Source organism: Streptomyces sp. NPDC001204, from assembly GCF_053598035.1.
Window position 1 is genome coordinate 155,312 of sequence record NZ_JBSFJL010000006.1, and the last position, 17,668, is coordinate 172,979.

The following is a 17,668-nucleotide window of genomic DNA, read 5'->3' on the forward strand; positions in this document are numbered from 1 at the left end:
GAAGGCCGGCCGAGACGGTGCACACCGCCTCGGCCGGCCTTCGGAGCGCATCGGCCCGATCGGTCAGGCGGCCGGCTGGGCCAGCCACAGGTCCGGGCCGAAGACCTCGTAGTGGACGTCGGCCGGGGACACGCCCTTGCCGATCAGCTGCTCGCGCACCGCCCGCATGAAGGGCAGCGGGCCGCACAGGTACGCGCGCGTGCCGGCCCGGACGTCGACGTCGCCGAGGTCGACCAGGCCGGGCCGCCCGGCGCCTGCCGCGTCGTCGTCGGCATCGACGTCGTACCGCTCGTAGAAGAAGACCGGTTGCGCGTCCGGCAGCTTGGCCGTGTACGCCTGGTGGTCGGAGCGGAGCGCGTGCGCGGCGGGGGAGCGGTCGGCGTGGACCACGGTCACCGGGGCGCTGTGGCCGGTCAGGGCGAGCTGCTCCAGCATGGCGATCATCGGGGTGACGCCGATGCCCGCGGAGGCGAGCAGCAGCGGCGCCTCGGTCTCCTCCAGGACGAGGTCGCCGTACGGGGCGGACAGCTGGAGGACGTCACCCACGCGCACGTGTGCGTGCAGGTGGTTGGAGACCTCCCCGTCGGGCGTCGTGGCGTCGCCGGCCACCCGCTTGACGGCGAACTGCCGCACCGGCGATCCGGGGGCCGCGGTCAGGCTGTACTGGCGGATCTGGCGGGCCCCGTCCGGGAGCTCGACGCCGACCGAGACGTACTGGCCGGCGCGGTAGCCGGGCACCGGGGCGTCGTCGACGGGGCGGAGCTTGAAGGTGGCCACGTCCGCGGTCTCCTCGATCCGCTCGACGACCTCCCACTCCCGCCAGCCGCGCTGCTCGCTCTGCTCGTACAGGCGCTTCTCGATGGCGATGAGGGCGTTGGCCATCAGCCAGTAGACCTCGGTCCAGGCGGCGGCGACCTCCGGGGTCACCGCCTCCCCGAGCACCTCGGCGATGGCCGCGAACAGGTGCTCGTGGACGACCGGGTACTGCTCCGGTGCCACTCCCAGGGACGCGTGCTTGTGGGCGATGCGCTGGAGCATCAGGTCGGGGCGCTGGTCCGGGTTCTCCACCAGGTGGGTGGCGAAGGCCGCGATGGAGCCGGCCAGGGCCTGCCGCTGTGTGCCGGCGGCCTGGTTGCCGCGGTTGAACAGATCGCGCAGCAGCTCGGGGTGGGCGTCGAACAGTCTGGCGTAGAAGCGCTCGGTGATCTGACCGATGGCCGCGCCGACGGCGGGGAGGGTGGCGCGAACGGTGGCTGCTGACTGCTCGGACAGCATCGTGACTCCTCGATGACTCGATCGGATGGGCTCGATCGCTCGACTGATCGAAACGGTATTGAAACTTGCATTTGAGATGCAAATTATGGAGGCGTGTCCTCGGTCACGTGGGTGAAGGTTCGGCCATTACGGATGACGGTGCGAGCGGGCAAGATGGGCGGCAGAGCGGTACGTCTGCGGTACGCGGGGCGAGCGCCCTCGCGATGGCCGGGCGACGGGCCCCGCAACACGGGCGAAACGCGGCCGTGGTGGGATGCTCAGGTGCCCGACGGTCTCCCGTGACACCGAATACAGGCGGCCTGACCAGCAAGGATGGGGAAGCGGAAGATGGACAAGCAGCAGGAGTTCGTGCTCCGGACGTTGGAGGAGCGCGACATCCGGTTCGTACGCCTGTGGTTCACGGACGTGCTCGGCTTCCTCAAGTCCGTGGCCGTCGCGCCCGCAGAGCTGGAACAGGCCTTCGACGAGGGCATCGGCTTCGACGGCTCCGCCATCGAGGGCTTCGCCCGGGTCTACGAGTCCGACATGATCGCCAAGCCCGACCCGTCCACGTTCCAGATCCTGCCCTGGCGCGCGGAGGCCCCCGGTACGGCCCGCATGTTCTGCGACATCCTCATGCCGGACGGCTCCCCCTCCTTCGCCGACCCGCGCTACGTCCTCAAGCGCGCCCTGGCCCGCACCTCCGACCTCGGCTTCACCTTCTACACCCACCCCGAGATCGAGTTCTTCCTGCTCAAGAACCGCCCGCTGGACGGCTCCCGCCCCACGCCCGCGGACAACTCCGGCTACTTCGACCACACCCCGCAGGCCATCGGCATGGACTTCCGCCGTCAGGCGATCACCATGCTGGAGTCGATGGGCATCTCGGTGGAGTTCTCCCACCACGAGGGCGCCCCGGGCCAGCAGGAGATCGACCTGCGCTACGCCGACGCCCTGTCCACCGCGGACAACATCATGACGTTCCGCCTGGTCATGAAGCAGGTCGCGCTCGAGCAGGGCCTCCAGGCCACGTTCATGCCCAAGCCCTTCTCGGAGTTCCCCGGCTCCGGCATGCACTCGCACCTGTCGCTGTTCGAAGGTGACCGGAACGCCTTCTACGAGTCCGGCGCCGAGTACCAGCTCTCGAAGGTGGGCCGCTCCTTCATCGCGGGCCTCCTCCGCCACGCCGCCGAGATCTCCGCGGTCACCAACCAGTGGGTCAACTCCTACAAGCGCATCTGGGGCGGCTCCGAGCGCACCGCGGGCGCCGGCGGCGAGGCCCCCTCGTACATCTGCTGGGGCCACAACAACCGCTCGGCCCTGGTCCGCGTCCCGATGTACAAGCCCGGCAAGACCGGCTCCGCCCGAGTGGAGGTCCGCTCCCTCGACTCCGGCGCGAACCCCTATCTCGCCTACGCCGTCCTCCTGGCCGCCGGCCTGAAGGGCATCGAGGAGGGCTACGAGCTCCCGCCGGGCGCCGAGGACGACGTCTGGGCCCTGTCCAACGCCGAACGCCGCGCGATGGGCATCGAACCGCTCCCGCAGAACCTCGGTGAGGCCCTGACCCTGATGGAGAACAGCGACCTGGTCGCCGACACCCTCGGCGAGCACGTCTTCGACTTCTTCCTCCGCAACAAGCGCGCCGAATGGCACGAGTACCGCTCGGAGGTCACGGCCTTCGAACTGAAGAAGCACCTGCCGGTGCTGTAGGCGCAGGTCAGGAAGGTTTCCCGCCCATTAGGCGGAGGGGGCCGACGGTCGCGGACCGCCGGCCCCACGCCCTCACCGCTCCTGGGCGGGCCGGCACACGCCTTACGCGGGGCGGACGACGCTGTGGATCGGCATGTAGTAGATCGACTCCTCGCGGACGTTCGCGCCCGAGTGCGGCGCGTGGATCATCATGCCGTTGCCGATGTAGATCCCGACGTGGCTGATGTCGTCGTAGAAGAAGACCAGGTCGCCGGGCTCGGCCGCGGAGACGGGGACGGTCGTGCCGGCCTGCACCTGGTCCCAGGTGGTGCGGGGCAGCGAGATCCCGGCGGACTTCCAGGACGCCTGCGTGAGCCCGGAGCAGTCGTACGACCCGGGGCCGGACGCGCCCCACACGTACGGCTTGCCGATCTGGGCCCTCGCGAAGTCGATGACCTTGGCTGCCTTGGCGGCATAGCCGGTGCTCGATCCGGCATCCGCGCTCGTGCCCGCGCCCGTGCTCGATCCGGCGCCCGCGCTCGTGTCCGCTCCCGTGCCCGTTCCGCTGCTCGCTTTCGCGTCGGAGCTCTGGGCCGCCTGCTCCTGCTCGCGCTTCTGCGCCGCCGCCTTCGCCTCCGCCGCCTGCTTGCGGGCCAGCTCCGCGGCCTTCTGCCGGGCGAGCTCCTGCTTCTTCTTCTCGATCGCCGCCAGCCGCGCCTTCTCCTCGGCGGTCAGCGTCGACAGCAGATGGCGTGCCTCGCTGAGCTTCTTCTGGACGTCGACCTTGCTGGTCCTCAGATCGTTCTGCGAGGTGGTCAGCGACTCCAGGACCTTCGTCGCCTCGGTACGCTTCCTCGTCGTCGAGAGCTGTGCGGTCCGGTAGTCGTCGACGGCCTTCTTCTGCCGCTCGGTGAGCTGGCTCATCAGATGGTCCTGGTCGAAGTACTGCTGGGGATCCTTCGCGAGCAGCAGCGTCGCGGTACCGGAGATCCCTCCCGTGCGGTACTGGGCGGCTGCGAACAAGCCGAGCTCGCGCCGCGCCTCGTTCAGCTTCGCGGTGCGCTTCGCCACGTCGTCGAGGAGGCCGTTCACGCGTTTGCGCTGCGTGGTGGTCTTCTCCTTGGCCGCGTTGTACCTCTCGGTGGCCACCCCGGCCTGGTGGTAGAGGTCGTCGACTCTCTTCTGCACCTCTTCGAGGCTGGGCTTCCGGGGCTGTGCGGGCGCGGCGTTCGCCGTCTGGGACAGCAGTGCCACGGAGGTGAGGGCCGCGGTCGTCAGACCGAGGGCCGGGGACGTGCGCAGTCCGGCGATCCGGGTGGACGTGGTCCGGGCTTTGCGGTGCGACGCCAAGGGTGGCGCCTCCTTCCGTAGACCGCCTACCGGGTTAGCTGTCGGGTTCGGGCGGGTGGTCGGAAGGGCTGCCCTACCGTCCCGTGCGCGCCGTGGGGGACGCGTGAACGGGACCGATTCACCCCAGGGATGCGTGGGTCCCCGGCTCCGGCGGCCGTGAGGCGCACCGGACTCGGCGCAGGCCACCCGTCCCGGCGTTGCTCGCCGGCGGGGTACGGGGTGCCCGCCGGGCACGCTAGCCAACGCTTGTGACTGCTGTGAAGGTTGGTGCGTGATATGTCCGCTACGTTTTCGTGACTTTCACGGTGCGCATACGGATGCCTGCACTCCGATGCTTTTCGGACTTCTGGCTGAAGGAGTACCTGTCGGTGTCGCAGGGGCCGCCCCCAGCGCGGAAGGGGTGACAGGGGGTGCGTCCGGCCTCTGACCGTGCGGAAAGCTGGACCGCCGTCAGGGCTCCGGCCCGGGAGTCCGGATAGGCTCTGGCCAGGACGGGCTTGATCCGACGGGAGGCCGGGATGACGGCGCCGGGGCGCAGGAGCAGTACCTTCACGCGGCTGCTGCGGCACGGCTTCATCCATGCCTCGGACGCCGAGCGGCTGCTGGACGGGCCGGACCTCGCGCCGCTCCGGGACGATCCGGTGCTGCTGGAGGCGCTGGGCGCCACCGCCGACCCGGATCTCGCGCTGGGCGGGCTGGTCCGGCTGCTGGAGGCGCAGCCGGGGTCCAAGGCCCGCCGCGAGCTGCTCGACACGCTGATAGCGGCCAAACCGCTGCGCGACCGGCTGCTCGGTGTGCTCGGCGCCTCCACCGCGCTCGGCGACCACCTCGCCCGGCACGCGGGCGACTGGCGGGCGCTGGTCACCTACGAGCCGCGCGACCTGCACCCGGGGGTCGAGGAGTTCGAGCACGGGCTCGCCGACGCCGCCGACCCGGTCGGGCTCCGCGTCGCCTACCGGCGCTGCCTGCTGTCCATCGCCGCCCGCGACGTGTGCGGCACCACGGATGTCGCCGAGACCGCGGCCGAGCTCGCCGACCTCGCCACCGCCACCCTGCGTGCCGCGCTCCGGCTCGCGCGGGCCGCCGCGCCCGAGGACGACGCGCTGTGCCGGCTCGCGGTGATCGCGATGGGCAAGTGCGGCGGCCACGAACTCAACTACGTCTCCGACGTCGACGTGATCTTCGTCGGTGAGGCCGAGGACGGCGCCGACGAGGTCAAGGCCCTGCGCGCCGCGACCCGGCTCGCCTCGCACATGATGCGGATCTGCTCCGAGACGACCGTGGAGGGCTCGATCTGGCCGGTCGACGCCAACCTGCGGCCCGAGGGCCGCAACGGGCCGCTGGTGCGCACGCTCAGCAGCCATGTCGCCTACTACCAGCGGTGGGCCAAGACCTGGGAGTTCCAGGCGCTGCTCAAGGCCCGCCCGGTGGCCGGCGACCTGGAACTGGGCGGGCAGTACATCGCCGCGCTCGACCCGCTGGTCTGGCAGGCCGCCGAGCGCGAGAACTTCGTCGCCGACGTGCAGAAGATGCGCCGCCGCGTGGTCGAGACCATCCCCGTGGCCGAGGTCGAGCGCGAGCTGAAGCTCGGGCCGGGCGGCCTGCGCGACGTCGAATTCGCCGTGCAGCTTCTTCAGTTGGTGCACGGGCGGACCGACCCGTCGCTGCGCAGCGGCTCCACCCTGGACGCGTTGCAGGCGCTTGCCGCCGGAGGGTACGTCGGCCGTGTGGACGCCGTGCAACTCGACGACGCCTACCGGTTCCTGCGTTCCCTGGAGCACCGCATCCAGCTGTTCCGGCTGCGGCGCACCCACCTCGTCCCCGAGGACGAGGCCGATCTGCGCCGGCTCGGACGGTCGCTCGGCCTGCGCAGCGACCCGATCACCGAGCTGACCCGCGAGTGGAAGCGGCACACCAGCGTCGTACGCCGGCTGCACGAGAAGCTGTTCTACCGTCCGTTGCTCGACGCGGTCGCCCAACTCGCCCCCGGCGAGGCCCGGTTGAGGCCGGAGGCCGCGCGTGAGCGGCTGGTCGCGCTCGGGTACGCCGACCCGGCGGCCGCGCTGCGGCATCTGGAGGCGCTGGCCTCCGGCGTCACCAGGAAGTCGGCCATCCAGCGGACCCTGCTGCCCGTGCTGCTGGGGTGGTTCGCGGACTCCGCCGATCCGGACGCCGGGCTGCTGAACTTCCGCAAGGTGTCGGACGCGCTCGGCAAGACCCCCTGGTATCTGCGGCTGCTGCGGGACGAGGGGGCCGCCGCCGAGAACCTCGCCCGGGTGCTGTCGGCCGGGCGGCTCGCGCCCGACCTGCTGATGCGCGCGCCCGAGGCCGTGGCACTGCTGGGCAACGGTGACGCGGGCGGCCTCGAACCGCGCGGCCGCGCCCAGCTGGAGCAGGAGGTCCTCGCCGCCGTGCGCCGCGCCGAGACCCCCGAGCAGGGCGTCACGGCGGCGCGCGGCGTACGCCGGCGGGAGCTGTTCCGTACCGCCGCCGCCGACATCGTCGGCTCCTACGGCACCGAGACCCGGCCCGCCGAGGCCGATCAGGGCGCGCTCGTGGACCAGGTGGGCGGCGCGGTGTCCGACCTGACCGCGGCGACGCTGGCCGGGACCCTGCGGGCGGTCGTGCGCAAGGGATGGGGGGACACCCTGCCGACCCGGTTCGCGATCATCGGCATGGGGCGCTTCGGCGGGCACGAGCTGGGCTACGGCTCGGACGCGGACGTGCTGTTCGTGCACGAGCCGTGGGAGGGCGCCGACGAGCGGGAGGCCGCCGAGGCCGCGGCCCGGGTGGTGGCCGAGACGCGGCGGCTGCTCCAGATCCCGAGCGCGGATCCGCCGCTGCTGGTCGACGCGGATCTGCGGCCCGAGGGGAAGTCCGGGCCGCTGGTGCGGACGCTCAAGTCGTACGAGGCGTACTACCGGCGGTGGTCGCTGGTGTGGGAGTCCCAGGCGCTGCTGCGGGCCGAGCCGGTGGCCGGGGACGAGGACCTGGGGCGGCGGTTCATCGAGCTGATCGACCCGTTGCGGTATCCGCGCGGCGGGCTGCGCGACGACGCGGTGCGGGAGATCCGGCGGCTGAAGGCCCGGATGGAGTCCGAGCGGCTGCCGCGCGGCACCGACCCCAAGCTGCACACCAAACTGGGGCCGGGCGGGCTGTCCGACGTGGAGTGGACCGTGCAGATGCTCCAGATGCGGCACGCGGCGGGGGAGGCGTCGCTGCGGACCACGCGGACGCGGGAGGCGCTGGCGGCGGCACGGGAGGCGGGTCTGGTGTCCGCGGAGGACGCCTCCACGCTCGACGAGGCGTGGGTGCTGGCCACGCGGGTGCGCAACGCGGTGATGCTGGTGCGGGGCCGGGCGGGGGACACGTTCCCCACCGAGTCGCGGGAACTAGCCGCGGTGGGACGGTACCTGGGATACGGGCCGGGGCACGCGGGCGACATGCTCGACGCGTACCGGCGGACGGCACGCCGGGCCCGGTCGGTCATGGAGGAGCTGTTCTACGGTTCGTGAGACGGCCGGCCCGGCGGCACCGCCACGGAGCAAGGCCTCCGCAGGCCGTGACGGTGGCCCGGCGGCACCGCCACGGAGCAAGGCCTCCGCAGGCCGTGACGGCGGCCCGGCAACACCGCCCTATGCCTCCGTGGGCCGCAGCGCCGGCGTCAGCCGCGGCAGCGCGTGCGGCAGCGCCCCGTACCAGGCACGGACCACCGTGAAGCCGAAGGAGAGGCACAGGACGCCGCCGACCGCGTCCAGCCAGAAGTGGTTGGCGGTGGCGACGATGACGACCAGGGTGGCCACCGGGTAGAGCAGGCCGAGGACGCGCAGCCAAGGGATCGTGCACAGGGTGAAGACGGTCAGGCCGCACCACAGGGACCAGCCGATGTGCATGGACGGCATCGCGGCGTACTGGTTGGACATGTTCTTGAGGTCGCCGGACGCCATGGAACCCCAGGTGTGGTGGACCTGGACCGTGTCCACGAAGTGGCCGCCGGTCATCAGGCGCGGGGGCGCCAGCGGGTACAGGTAGTAGCCGAGCAGCGCCACGCCCGTCGTCACGAAGAGGGTGAGCCGGGCCGCCGCGTAGCGGCCGGGGTGCGTGCGGTAGAGCCACACCAGGACGCCGATGGTGACCACGAAGTGCAGCGTCGCGTAGTAGTAGTTCATGCCGATGATCAGCCAAGTCACCGAGTTCAGGGCATGGTTGACCGAGTGTTCGACGGCGATGCCGAGCTGGTGCTCGGCGTCCCAGACCCAGTCCGCGTTGCGCAGCGCCTTGGCCTTCTGCTCCGGGACCGCGTTGCGGATCAGCGAGTACGTCCAGTAACTCACCGCGATCAGCAGGATCTCGAACCACAGCCGCGGCCGGCGGGGGGTGCGCAGACGCTCCAGGACGGTGGGGGACTGCTCGTCCGTGACGAGGGGCGGAACGGCCTCTTTCCGGCCTTCCAGTCGTGTCTCGGTCGAGTCACCCATAGGCACAGAGTCTGCCAGAAAAGCCTTCGTCCACCGATCATCCCCCGGTCGGGTTCCGTTCGCATGTTCTCCGCCTCAGGGACGAGCGCGGTCCCCGGGGGCCGAAGCGGTCGAACCGCGCACCACCAGCTCCGGCATGAACACGAACTCGCTGTGCGGCGCGGGCGTCCCGCCGATCTCCTCGAGCAGCGTGCGCACCGCCGCCTGGCCCATCGCAGGCACCGGCTTGCGGATGGTCGTCAGGGGCGGGTCGGTGAAGGCGATCAGGGGGGAGTCGTCGAAGCCCACCACGGAGACGTCCCGGGGGACCTCCAGCCCGCGCTGTCGCGCCGCCCGGATCGCGCCGAGCGCCATCATGTCGCTGGCGCAGACGATCGCCGTGCAGTCCCGTTCGATGAGCGCGGTGGCCGCGGCCTGGCCGCCCTCCAGGGTGTAGAGGGAGTGCTGGACCAGCTCCGACTCGACGACGTCCGCGGCCAGGCCCAGCTGGTCCTGCATGGCGCGCACGAAGCCCTCGATCTTGCGCTGGACCGGCACGAAGCGCTTCGGGCCGAGGGCCAGACCGATACGGGTGTGCCCCAGGGATGCGAGGTGGGTGACCGCCAGGGTCATCGCGGCCCGGTCGTCGGGGGAGATGAACGGCGCCTGCACCTTGGGGGAGAAGCCGTCCACGAGGACGTAGGGCACGCCCTGGGCGCGCAGGCGCTCGTAGCGCTCCATGTCGGCCGTGGTGTCCGCGTGCAGACCGGAGACGTAGATGATCCCGGCGACCCCGCGGTCCACCAGCATCTCGGTCAGCTCGTCCTCCGTGGACCCGCCGGGGGTCTGGGTGGCGAGCACCGGGGTGTAGCCCTGCCGGGTCAGCGCCTGGCCGATGACCTGCGCCAGCGCCGGGAAGATCGGGTTCTCCAGCTCCGGGGTGATCAGGCCCACCAGCCCCTCGCTGCGCTGCCGCAGCCGTACCGGGCGCTCGTAGCCGAGGACGTCGAGGGCGGCCAGCACGGACTGGCGGGTGGTGGCGGCGACGCCCGGCTTGCCGTTGAGGACGCGGCTGACGGTCGCCTCGCTCACCCCCGCCTGGGCGGCGATGTCGGCAAGCCGTGTGGTCACGTGACCGGACTGTACCGGCCGGCCCCCGCCCTGCACACCGACGGGGCGCCTGGTGCGAGCCGTTGAACGGCCCGCTGCGGGCTGCTGCGTCATCGCGATCCCTCGTGTTCGGTCGGCGGCCGGTCGACGTCCGGGTCTCGGCGTCCGGTCCGCAACGGGATGATTCCTCCCCCGCCATCGTCTGGCAAGGGCTTGCAGAGTCTTGCACAAGTGTCCGAGGGGCCGCCTGCCCGCGTGAAATCAGGGCCGTAGGTCCTGTCTCGGCGGGTCACGAAGTGGTAACTCGCCCGTAGTCTTGCGCTTTTTTTCTGCAAGGTCTTTCGCGGAGCTTGCAACGCTGTTACGTTCTCGGTCGCCCGGCGGCGGCAACGGCGCGGTCGGCAACTCGGCAGGGCGGCGGACGGGGCCGTTCCCTGTTCACGGGCTTAACCCTCAAGGAGAACTCATGCGGCGTGGCATAGCGGCCACCGCGCTGGTTGCGTCCCTCGCCCTCGCGGCGACGGCGTGCGGCGGGAGCGACAGCGACAACGGCGGCAAGGCCGACGGTCCGGTGACCATCACGTGGTGGGACACCTCCAACGCCACCAACGAGGCACCGACGTACCAGGCCCTGGTCAAGCAGTTCGAAGCGGCCAACAAGGACATCAAGGTCAAGTACGTCAACGTCCAGTTCGACCAGGCGCAGAACAAGTTCGACACGGCCGCCGGCTCCAAGGGCGCCCCGGACGTGCTGCGCTCCGAGGTCGGCTGGACCCCGGCCTTCGCCAAGAAGGGCTATTTCGTGCCGCTGGACGGCACCGAGGCACTCGCCGACCAGGACAAGTTCCAGCCCAACCTGATCAAGCAGGCCCAGTTCGAGGGCAAGACCTACGGCGTCCCGTTCGTCACCGACACCCTGGCCCTGGTCTACAACAAGGCCCTGTTCGAGAAGGCCGGCATCACCGAGGCGCCCAAGACCTGGGACGAGCTGAAGTCCGCCGCCGCCAAGATCAAGGACAAGACCGGCGTCGACGGCTACTGGGGCTCCACCCAGGCCTACTACGCCCAGAGCTTCCTCTACGGCGAGGGCAGCAACACGGTCGACGCCGACGCCAAGAAGATCACCATGAACTCGCCGGCCGCCAAGAAGGCCTACGGCACCTGGCTGAGCCTGTTCGACGGCAAGGGCCTGCACAAGGCCGACACCACCGCCGACGCCTACGCCCACATCCAGGACGCGTTCGTCAGCGGCAAGGTCGCCGCGATCATCCAGGGCCCCTGGGAGATCACGAACTTCTACAAGGGCTCCGCCTTCACGGACAAGTCCAACCTGGGCATCGCCACCGTCCCGGCCGGTTCCGCCGGCACGGCGGGCGCCCCGACCGGCGGCCACAACCTCTCGGTCTACGCCGGCTCGGACAAGGCCCACCAGGACGCGGCCCTGAAGTTCGTGAACTTCATGACCTCGGCGAAGTCCCAGGAGACCATCGCCCTGAAGAACTCCACGCTGCCCACCCGCGACGACGCCTACACCGCCGAGGTCAAGGCCGACCCCGGCATCGCCGGCTACCAGGGCGTCCTGCCCGCCGCCCAGCCGCGCCCGGCGCTGCCCGAGTACGGCTCCCTGTGGGGCCCGCTCGACACCGAGCTGCCCAAGATCGCCGCCGGCAAGGAGTCCCTGGACAAGGGCCTGAGCAACGCCGAGCTCGCGATCGCCAAGCTGGTCCCCGACTTCAGCAAGTGAGTCCGCGTGGCCGCCGGACCTCTCCCGCGACAGGGAAGGACCCGGCGGCCACCGGCCTGTGCCCAGCCCCATTCCCTGATCTTGCAAAAGGTGTCGAACCATGACAGTCGCCATCGACCGCGCGACCGGCAGGCGCCGCGGTGACCGCGCGCCTCGGCCCGGGCTGGGGCAGCGCCTGAAGAACGGCTTCCAGAAGTACTGGTACGCCTACGCGATGATCGCGCCGGTGGTCGTCGTGCTCGGCGGCATCGTGGGCTACCCCCTGGTGCGGGGCTTCTACCTGACCCTCACCGACGCCAACAGCCTCAACTCGGCTCGCACCATCGGCGTCAACCACATCGAGGCCACCTACCGGTTCATCGGGCTGGACAACTACAAGGACATCCTCTTCGGCCCGACCTCGTACGACCGGTTCTGGTCGCACTTCCTGTGGACCGTCTTCTGGACGGCCGCCTGCGTGTTCCTGCACTACAGCATCGGCCTCGGCCTCGCGCTCATGCTCAACCAGAAGCTGCGCGGCCGCACCTTCTACCGGCTGATGCTGGTCCTGCCCTGGGCCGTGCCGACCTTCGTCACGGTCTTCTCCTGGCGAATCATGCTCGCCGACTCCGGCGTGCTCAACCAGGTGCTCGGCAGTCTGCACCTGCCCCAGCCGCAGTGGCTGGAGGACACCTTCTGGCAGCGGTTCGCCGCGATCATGGTCAACACCTGGTGCGGTGTGCCGTTCATGATGCTCTCGCTGCTCGGCGGCCTGCAGTCCATCGACGCCACGCTCTACGAGGCCGCGGAGATGGACGGCGCGACCGCCTGGCAGCGGTTCCGGCACGTCACGCTGCCCGGTCTGCGCTCGGTCAGCTCCACCGTGGTGCTGCTCGGCGTCATCTGGACCTTCAACCAGTTCGTGATCATCTTCCTGCTGTTCGGCCCCTACAGCGCGCCCGACGCCCAGATCCTCGTCACCTGGGCCTACTACCTGGGCTTCGGACAGCAGCCGCGCGACTTCGCCCAGTCGGCCGCCTACGGCGTGCTGCTGCTGTCGATCCTGACCGTCTTCACCTCCTTCTACTTCCGCTGGCTGAAGCGCAATGACCAGCTCGCCGTCTGACGCCGCAGGAGCCGCCGCCATGAGCACCACGACCCTCGAAAAGACACCGGCCGGCCCGGCCTCCGCCCCTCCTTCCCCGCGCCGGACCCGTCGGCGGGGCGAGCGCGGCCGGCTCGGCGGCGCCCTGCTGCACGGCGGCCTGGCCGTGGCGAGCCTCATCGCGCTGGCACCGGTGGCCTGGCTGTTCTTCCTGTCGCTCGGCCCGGACAAGGACGACTACCTGCACCCCGGCCGGATCTTCGGCAAGCTCACCTTCTCCAACTACAGCTTCGTGCTGCAGCACACGGCCTTCTTCGACTGGCTCAAGTCCACGATGATCGTGGCCCTCGGCACCACCCTGATCGGCGTCTTCGTCGCCGCCACCACCGGCTACGCGGTCTCCCGCATGCGGTTCCCCGGCTACAAGCAGCTGATGTGGGTGCTGCTGCTCACCCAGGCCTTCCCGATCGCCATCCTGATCGTGCCGATGTACGAGATCTTCAGCGAGCTCGGTCTCATCGATACCTACTGGGCCCTGATCGTCATCAACTGCACCACGGCCGTCCCCTACAGTGCCTGGCTGCTCAAGGGGTACTTCGACACCATCCCGTTCGAGATCGACGAGGCGGGACGCGTGGACGGGCTCAGCCCCTTCGGCACCTTCGCACGGCTGATCCTGCCGCTGGCCCGCCCGGGGCTGGCCGTCGCGGCCTTCTACAACTTCATCACGGCCGTCGGCGAGGTCGCGTTCGCGACCACCTTCATGCTGGACGACTCCAAGTACACCTTCGCGGTCGGCCTGCAGAGCTTCGTCAGTGAGCACGACGCCCAGTGGAACTACATGGCCGCCACCGCGGTGTTGATCGCCGTTCCGGTGTCCGTCTTCTTCTACCTTGTCCAGAAAAACATCGTCACCGGCCTCACCGCGGGCGGCACCAAGGGCTGACCCCACCCCTGGTCAACGGCTCCCGCGCGGCTGCCCGCGCGGGTGGCGGCCGCGGTGCCCCCCCCCAAGCTCTTCGAGCAGGGGCCCCCGGACCCCGCTGTCACCGCGGCCGCCCCGTCACCCGGACGCGCTCCTCCCCACCCATGACAAGCAATCGCCCCGAGCTCCTTCGCCCGAGCAGGGGCACCCCCGACGCACCAAGGACGCCATGAGCAAGCAGCACTCCCCGGCCGAATCCCCCCTCTCCGAAGCGGCTGCCACCACCGTCGCCCCGCGCCGCGACTGGTGGCGGGACGCGGTGATCTACCAGGTCTATCCGCGCAGCTTCGCCGACAGCAACGGCGACGGCATGGGCGACCTGGAGGGCGTACGCTCCCGCCTGCCGTACCTGCGCGACCTCGGTGTGGACGCCGTCTGGCTCAGCCCGTTCTACGCCTCCCCGCAGGCCGACGCCGGCTACGACGTCGCCGACTACCGTGCCGTCGACCCCATGTTCGGCAATCTGCTGGACGCCGACGCGCTGGTCCGCGACGCCCACGCGCTGGGCCTGAGGATCATCGTCGACATCGTCCCCAACCACTCCTCGGACCAGCACGAATGGTTCAAGCGCGCGCTCGCCGAGGGCCCCGGCTCCGCCCTGCGCGACCGCTACCACTTCCGCCCCGGCAAGGGAGCGGACGGCGAACTCCCGCCCAACGACTGGGAGTCCATCTTCGGCGGCCCCGCCTGGACCAGGGTCACCGAGCCGGACGGCACCCCCGGCGAGTGGTACCTGCACCTGTTCGCGCCCGAGCAGCCCGACTTCGACTGGGACCACCCGGCCGTCGGCGACGAGTTCCGCTCGATCCTGCGGTTCTGGCTGGACATGGGCGTCGACGGCTTCCGCATCGACGTGGCACACGGCCTGGTCAAGGCCGAGGGCCTGCCCGACCTCGGCACCCACGACCAGCTGAAGCTGCTGGGCAACGATGTCATGCCGTTCTTCGACCAGGACGGCGTGCACGCGATCTACCGCCAGTGGCGGCACATCCTCGACGAGTACTCGGGCGACCGGATCTTCGTCGCGGAGGCGTGGACCCCGACCGTCGAACGCACCGCGAACTACGTCCGCCCCGACGAACTGCACCAGGCGTTCAACTTCCAGTACCTGGGCACCGACTGGGACGCCGACGCACTCCGTGAGGTCATCGACCGCACCCTTGAGTCCATGCGCCCGGTGGGCGCCCCGGCCACCTGGGTGCTGTCGAACCACGACGTCACCCGGCATGCCACCCGGTTCGCCAACCCGCCCGGCCTCGGCACCCAGATCCGCAGCGCCGGCGACCGCGACCTCGGCCTGCGCCGGGCGCGCGCGGCCACGCTGCTGATGCTGGCGCTGCCCGGTTCGGCGTACGTCTACCAGGGCGAGGAACTGGGTCTGCCGGACGTCGTGGACCTGCCGGACGAGGTGCGCCAGGACCCGGCGTACTTCCGGGGCGAGGGCCAGGACGGGTTCCGCGACGGGTGCCGGGTGCCGATCCCGTGGACCCGCGAGGGATCCTCCTACGGATTCGGCGGCGGTGGCAGCTGGCTCCCGCAGCCCGCGCACTGGGGCCGACTGAGCGTGGCGGCCCAGCAGGGCGTGCCGGGCTCCACCCTCGAGCTGTACCGCTCGGCCCTCGCGGCCCGCCGCACCCACCCCGACCTGGGCGCCGGCGACGCGGTGGAGTGGCTGCGCGCGCCCGAGGGCGTCCTCGCCTTCCGGCGCGGCGAGTTCGTCTGCGTGGCGAACACGACCGGCGAGTCGGTGACCACCCCCGCGTACGGCCGTGTGCTGCTCACGAGCGGCGAGGTGGCGGAGGCGGACGGCGAGGCGAAGGTCCCGTCCGACACGACGGTGTGGTGGACCACGGCCTGACCCGACAGGTCACAGTTTCACATCAACTCCCCATGGCCCGCTGCCCGTTGAGGTGGCGGGCCTTCTACCATCCGGGGTCATCGACTTGCTGAACCTTTCAGCAAGGGCCTTCAACGAAGAAGGAACCCCCACATGACCATCCGCAGACCCCTTTCATACGCGGCCGCCCTCGCCATGGCCGCCTCGGTGGCCCTCGCGGCGCCCGCCGCCGCCTCCCCGCCCGGCACCAAGGACGTCACCGCCGTCCTCTTCGAATGGAACTTCGCCTCGGTCGCCAAGGAGTGCACCAACACCCTCGGCCCGGCCGGCTACGGCTACGTCCAGGTCTCCCCGCCCGCCGAGCACATCCAGGGCCCGCAGTGGTGGACGTCGTACCAGCCGGTGAGCTACAGGATCGCCGGCCGGCTCGGTGACCGCACCGCGTTCCAGAACATGGTCAACACCTGCCACGCGGCCGGTGTGAAGGTCGTCGCGGACACGGTCATCAACCACATGTCGGCGGGCGGCGGCACCGGTACCGGCGGCTCGTCGTACACGAAGTACGGCTACCCGGGCCTGTACTCGAACAACGACTTCAACGACTGCAGGACCGACATCACCAACTACCAGGACCGCTACAACGTCCAGTACTGCGAACTGGTGGGCCTCGCCGACCTCAGGACCGGGTCGGACTACGTCCGCCAGACCATCGCGGGCTACATGAACGACCTGCTCTCCCTGGGCGTCGACGGCTTCCGCGTCGACGCGGCCAAGCACATCCCGGCCGCCGACCTCGCCACCATCAAGTCGCGCCTGAAGAACCCTTCCGCCTACTGGAAGCAGGAGGTCATCTACGGCGCGGGCGAGCCGATCCAGCCGACCGAGTACACCGGCACCGGCGACGTCCAGGAGTTCCGCTACGCCTACGACCTCAAGCGGGTCTTCAACAATGAGAAGCTCGCCTACCTGAAGAACTACGGCGAGGGCTGGGGCTACATGAACAGCTCGGCGGCCGGCGTCTTCGTCGACAACCACGACACCGAGCGCAACGGCTCGACCCTCAACTACAAGAACGGCGCGAACTACACGCTGGCCAACGTCTTCATGCTGGCCTGGCCCTACGGCGCCCCCGACATCAACTCCGCCTACGAGTGGTCCGACGCGGACGCGGGTCCCCCCAACGGCGGCAAGGTCAACGCCTGCTGGCAGGACGGCTGGAAGTGCCAGCACGCCTGGCCGGAGATCAAGTCCATGGTCGCCTTCCGCAACGCCACCCGCGGCCAGGCGGTCACCAACTGGTGGGACAACGGCAACAACCTCATCGTCTTCGGCCGGGGCAACAAGGGCTATGTGGTGATCAACCACGAGAACACGGCGGCCAATCGCTCGTACCAGACCTCGCTGCCCGCGGGCACCTACTGCGATGTGCAGGGCAACAGGACCGTCACGGTGGACGCCAACGGCTGGTTCCAGGCCTCGGTCGCCCCGAACACCGCCCTCGCCATCTACGCCGGAAAGCCGAGTTGCTGACGACCCGACGCCTGCTCCTGCGGCCGGTCGAGCCGGACGACGTACCGGCCCACCGCCGCCTGTGGACCGATCCGGAGGTGCGCCGCCACCTGGGCGGGCCGGTGCCCCCGGATACGGTCCGCGTCCGCGAGCAGGGCTGCGTGGGCGCACCCGGGCTGCTCACCATCGTGGACAAGGAGGACGGTGCCGTCCTGGGCTCGGTGCTGGTGGAGCCCGGGGCCCGGGCCGGACGGACCGAGGTCTCCTATCAGTTGCTCCCCGAGTATTGGGGGCACGGTTACGCGCACGAGGCGGTCGCCGCCGTGGCCGGCCGGGCCGCGGAGGGCGAGGAGCTGGTCGCGGTGACCCAGGCGGCCAACGCGCGGTCGCGGCGACTGCTCGAAGCCCTGGGCGCCGTACCCGTCGAACGGTTCGTCGAGTGGGGGCGGCCGCAGATCCTCTACCGCTTTCCGTAACTGGCGGGGCCGGCGCTTCGGGAGTGGGAGCGCCGGTCCCTGTCGGGGGGAGCGGCTGGTGAAAAGATTTTCTGCGAGTTTCAAGGGTCTTGCTGTAAGCCTTGCGCAGGCGATACGGTCGCGCCCACGCCCGGCGGCGTCGTCGATGCCGGGGCGAGGGGCCGCAATCAAGT

12 protein-coding genes and 1 riboswitch are annotated in these 17,668 nt (G+C 70.4%); of the genes, 8 read left to right on the top strand and 4 right to left on the bottom strand.

Annotated elements, in window-relative coordinates:
* Positions 1 to 63: 63 nt before the first annotated feature.
* Entirely contained in the window at positions 64 to 1,275 is a 1,212-nt protein-coding gene (locus tag ACWC91_RS11090; protein ID WP_450643240.1) for a globin domain-containing protein, read from the bottom strand.
* Positions 1,276 to 1,602: 327 nt separating this feature from the next.
* Here ACWC91_RS11090 and glnA point away from each other — a divergent pair, with 327 nt between their 5' ends.
* Positions 1,603 to 2,964, top strand: a complete 1,362-nt coding sequence (gene glnA / locus ACWC91_RS11095) for a type I glutamate--ammonia ligase (protein ID WP_141361480.1) — start codon at positions 1,603 to 1,605, stop codon at positions 2,962 to 2,964.
* Positions 2,965 to 3,066: 102 nt separating this feature from the next.
* Here glnA and ACWC91_RS11100 read toward each other — a convergent pair whose 3' ends face one another.
* Positions 3,067 to 4,293, bottom strand: coding sequence for an NlpC/P60 family protein (locus tag ACWC91_RS11100; RefSeq protein WP_450643238.1), 1,227 nt, complete (start codon positions 4,291 to 4,293; stop codon positions 3,067 to 3,069).
* 8 nt (positions 4,294 to 4,301) lie between these two features.
* A riboswitch (cyclic di-AMP (ydaO/yuaA leader) is annotated at positions 4,302 to 4,481 on the bottom strand.
* A gap of 330 nt (positions 4,482 to 4,811) precedes the next feature.
* Between ACWC91_RS11100 and ACWC91_RS11105 the strand changes: the two genes are divergently transcribed.
* Positions 4,812 to 7,808 carry a bifunctional [glutamine synthetase] adenylyltransferase/[glutamine synthetase]-adenylyl-L-tyrosine phosphorylase gene (locus ACWC91_RS11105; RefSeq protein ID WP_225074397.1) on the top strand — a complete coding sequence of 999 codons (2,997 nt, stop codon included), beginning with the start codon at positions 4,812 to 4,814 and terminating at the stop codon, positions 7,806 to 7,808.
* 120 nt (positions 7,809 to 7,928) lie between these two features.
* Here the strand turns inward: ACWC91_RS11105 and ACWC91_RS11110 are convergent, their stop codons facing one another.
* On the bottom strand, positions 7,929 to 8,771 hold the full coding sequence (locus ACWC91_RS11110; RefSeq protein ID WP_281155497.1) for a phosphatase PAP2 family protein: 843 nt from the start codon (positions 8,769 to 8,771) through the stop codon (positions 7,929 to 7,931).
* A 75-nt stretch (positions 8,772 to 8,846) separates the two neighbouring features.
* Complete coding sequence (locus ACWC91_RS11115) at positions 8,847 to 9,881, bottom strand: LacI family DNA-binding transcriptional regulator (protein WP_141361486.1); 1,035 nt, start codon at positions 9,879 to 9,881, stop codon at positions 8,847 to 8,849.
* A 445-nt stretch (positions 9,882 to 10,326) separates the two neighbouring features.
* Between ACWC91_RS11115 and ACWC91_RS11120 the strand changes: the two genes are divergently transcribed.
* The 6 genes from ACWC91_RS11120 (at position 10,327) to ACWC91_RS11145 (ending at position 17,495) form a co-directional block, all read left to right on the top strand.
* Positions 10,327 to 11,604, top strand: coding sequence for an extracellular solute-binding protein (locus ACWC91_RS11120; RefSeq protein ID WP_225074394.1), 1,278 nt, complete (start codon positions 10,327 to 10,329; stop codon positions 11,602 to 11,604).
* 100 nt (positions 11,605 to 11,704) lie between these two features.
* On the top strand, positions 11,705 to 12,709 hold the full coding sequence (locus ACWC91_RS11125) for a carbohydrate ABC transporter permease (RefSeq protein WP_225074393.1): 1,005 nt from the start codon (positions 11,705 to 11,707) through the stop codon (positions 12,707 to 12,709).
* 19 nt (positions 12,710 to 12,728) lie between these two features.
* Complete coding sequence (locus ACWC91_RS11130) at positions 12,729 to 13,634, top strand: sugar ABC transporter permease (RefSeq protein WP_225074392.1); 906 nt, start codon at positions 12,729 to 12,731, stop codon at positions 13,632 to 13,634.
* 208 nt (positions 13,635 to 13,842) lie between these two features.
* Positions 13,843 to 15,531 carry a glycoside hydrolase family 13 protein gene (locus ACWC91_RS11135; RefSeq protein ID WP_376500593.1) on the top strand — a complete coding sequence of 563 codons (1,689 nt, stop codon included), beginning with the start codon at positions 13,843 to 13,845 and terminating at the stop codon, positions 15,529 to 15,531.
* A 132-nt stretch (positions 15,532 to 15,663) separates the two neighbouring features.
* Positions 15,664 to 17,040, top strand: coding sequence for an alpha-amylase (locus tag ACWC91_RS11140; RefSeq protein ID WP_374113880.1), 1,377 nt, complete (start codon positions 15,664 to 15,666; stop codon positions 17,038 to 17,040).
* A complete protein-coding gene (locus ACWC91_RS11145) occupies positions 17,034 to 17,495 on the top strand; it encodes a GNAT family N-acetyltransferase (protein ID WP_225074390.1) in 462 nt (153 codons plus the stop codon). Before ACWC91_RS11140 ends, ACWC91_RS11145 begins: the two co-directional genes overlap by 7 nt.
* Positions 17,496 to 17,668 lie beyond the last annotated feature (173 nt).

Bases quoted from the DNA above. Each gene is read 5' to 3' on its own strand.
- ACWC91_RS11090 (WP_450643240.1), bottom strand. From the start codon at position 1,275: ATGCTGTCCGAGCAGTCAGCAGCCACCGTTCGCGCCACCCTCCCCGCC.
- glnA (WP_141361480.1), top strand. From the start codon at position 1,603: ATGGACAAGCAGCAGGAGTTCGTGCTCCGGACGTTGGAGGAGCGCGAC.
- ACWC91_RS11105 (WP_225074397.1), top strand. From the start codon at position 4,812: ATGACGGCGCCGGGGCGCAGGAGCAGTACCTTCACGCGGCTGCTGCGG.
- ACWC91_RS11110 (WP_281155497.1), bottom strand. From the start codon at position 8,771: ATGGGTGACTCGACCGAGACACGACTGGAAGGCCGGAAAGAGGCCGTT.
- ACWC91_RS11120 (WP_225074394.1), top strand. From the start codon at position 10,327: ATGCGGCGTGGCATAGCGGCCACCGCGCTGGTTGCGTCCCTCGCCCTC.
- ACWC91_RS11125 (WP_225074393.1), top strand. From the start codon at position 11,705: ATGACAGTCGCCATCGACCGCGCGACCGGCAGGCGCCGCGGTGACCGC.
- ACWC91_RS11130 (WP_225074392.1), top strand. From the start codon at position 12,729: ATGAGCACCACGACCCTCGAAAAGACACCGGCCGGCCCGGCCTCCGCC.
- ACWC91_RS11135 (WP_376500593.1), top strand. From the start codon at position 13,843: ATGAGCAAGCAGCACTCCCCGGCCGAATCCCCCCTCTCCGAAGCGGCT.
- ACWC91_RS11140 (WP_374113880.1), top strand. From the start codon at position 15,664: ATGACCATCCGCAGACCCCTTTCATACGCGGCCGCCCTCGCCATGGCC.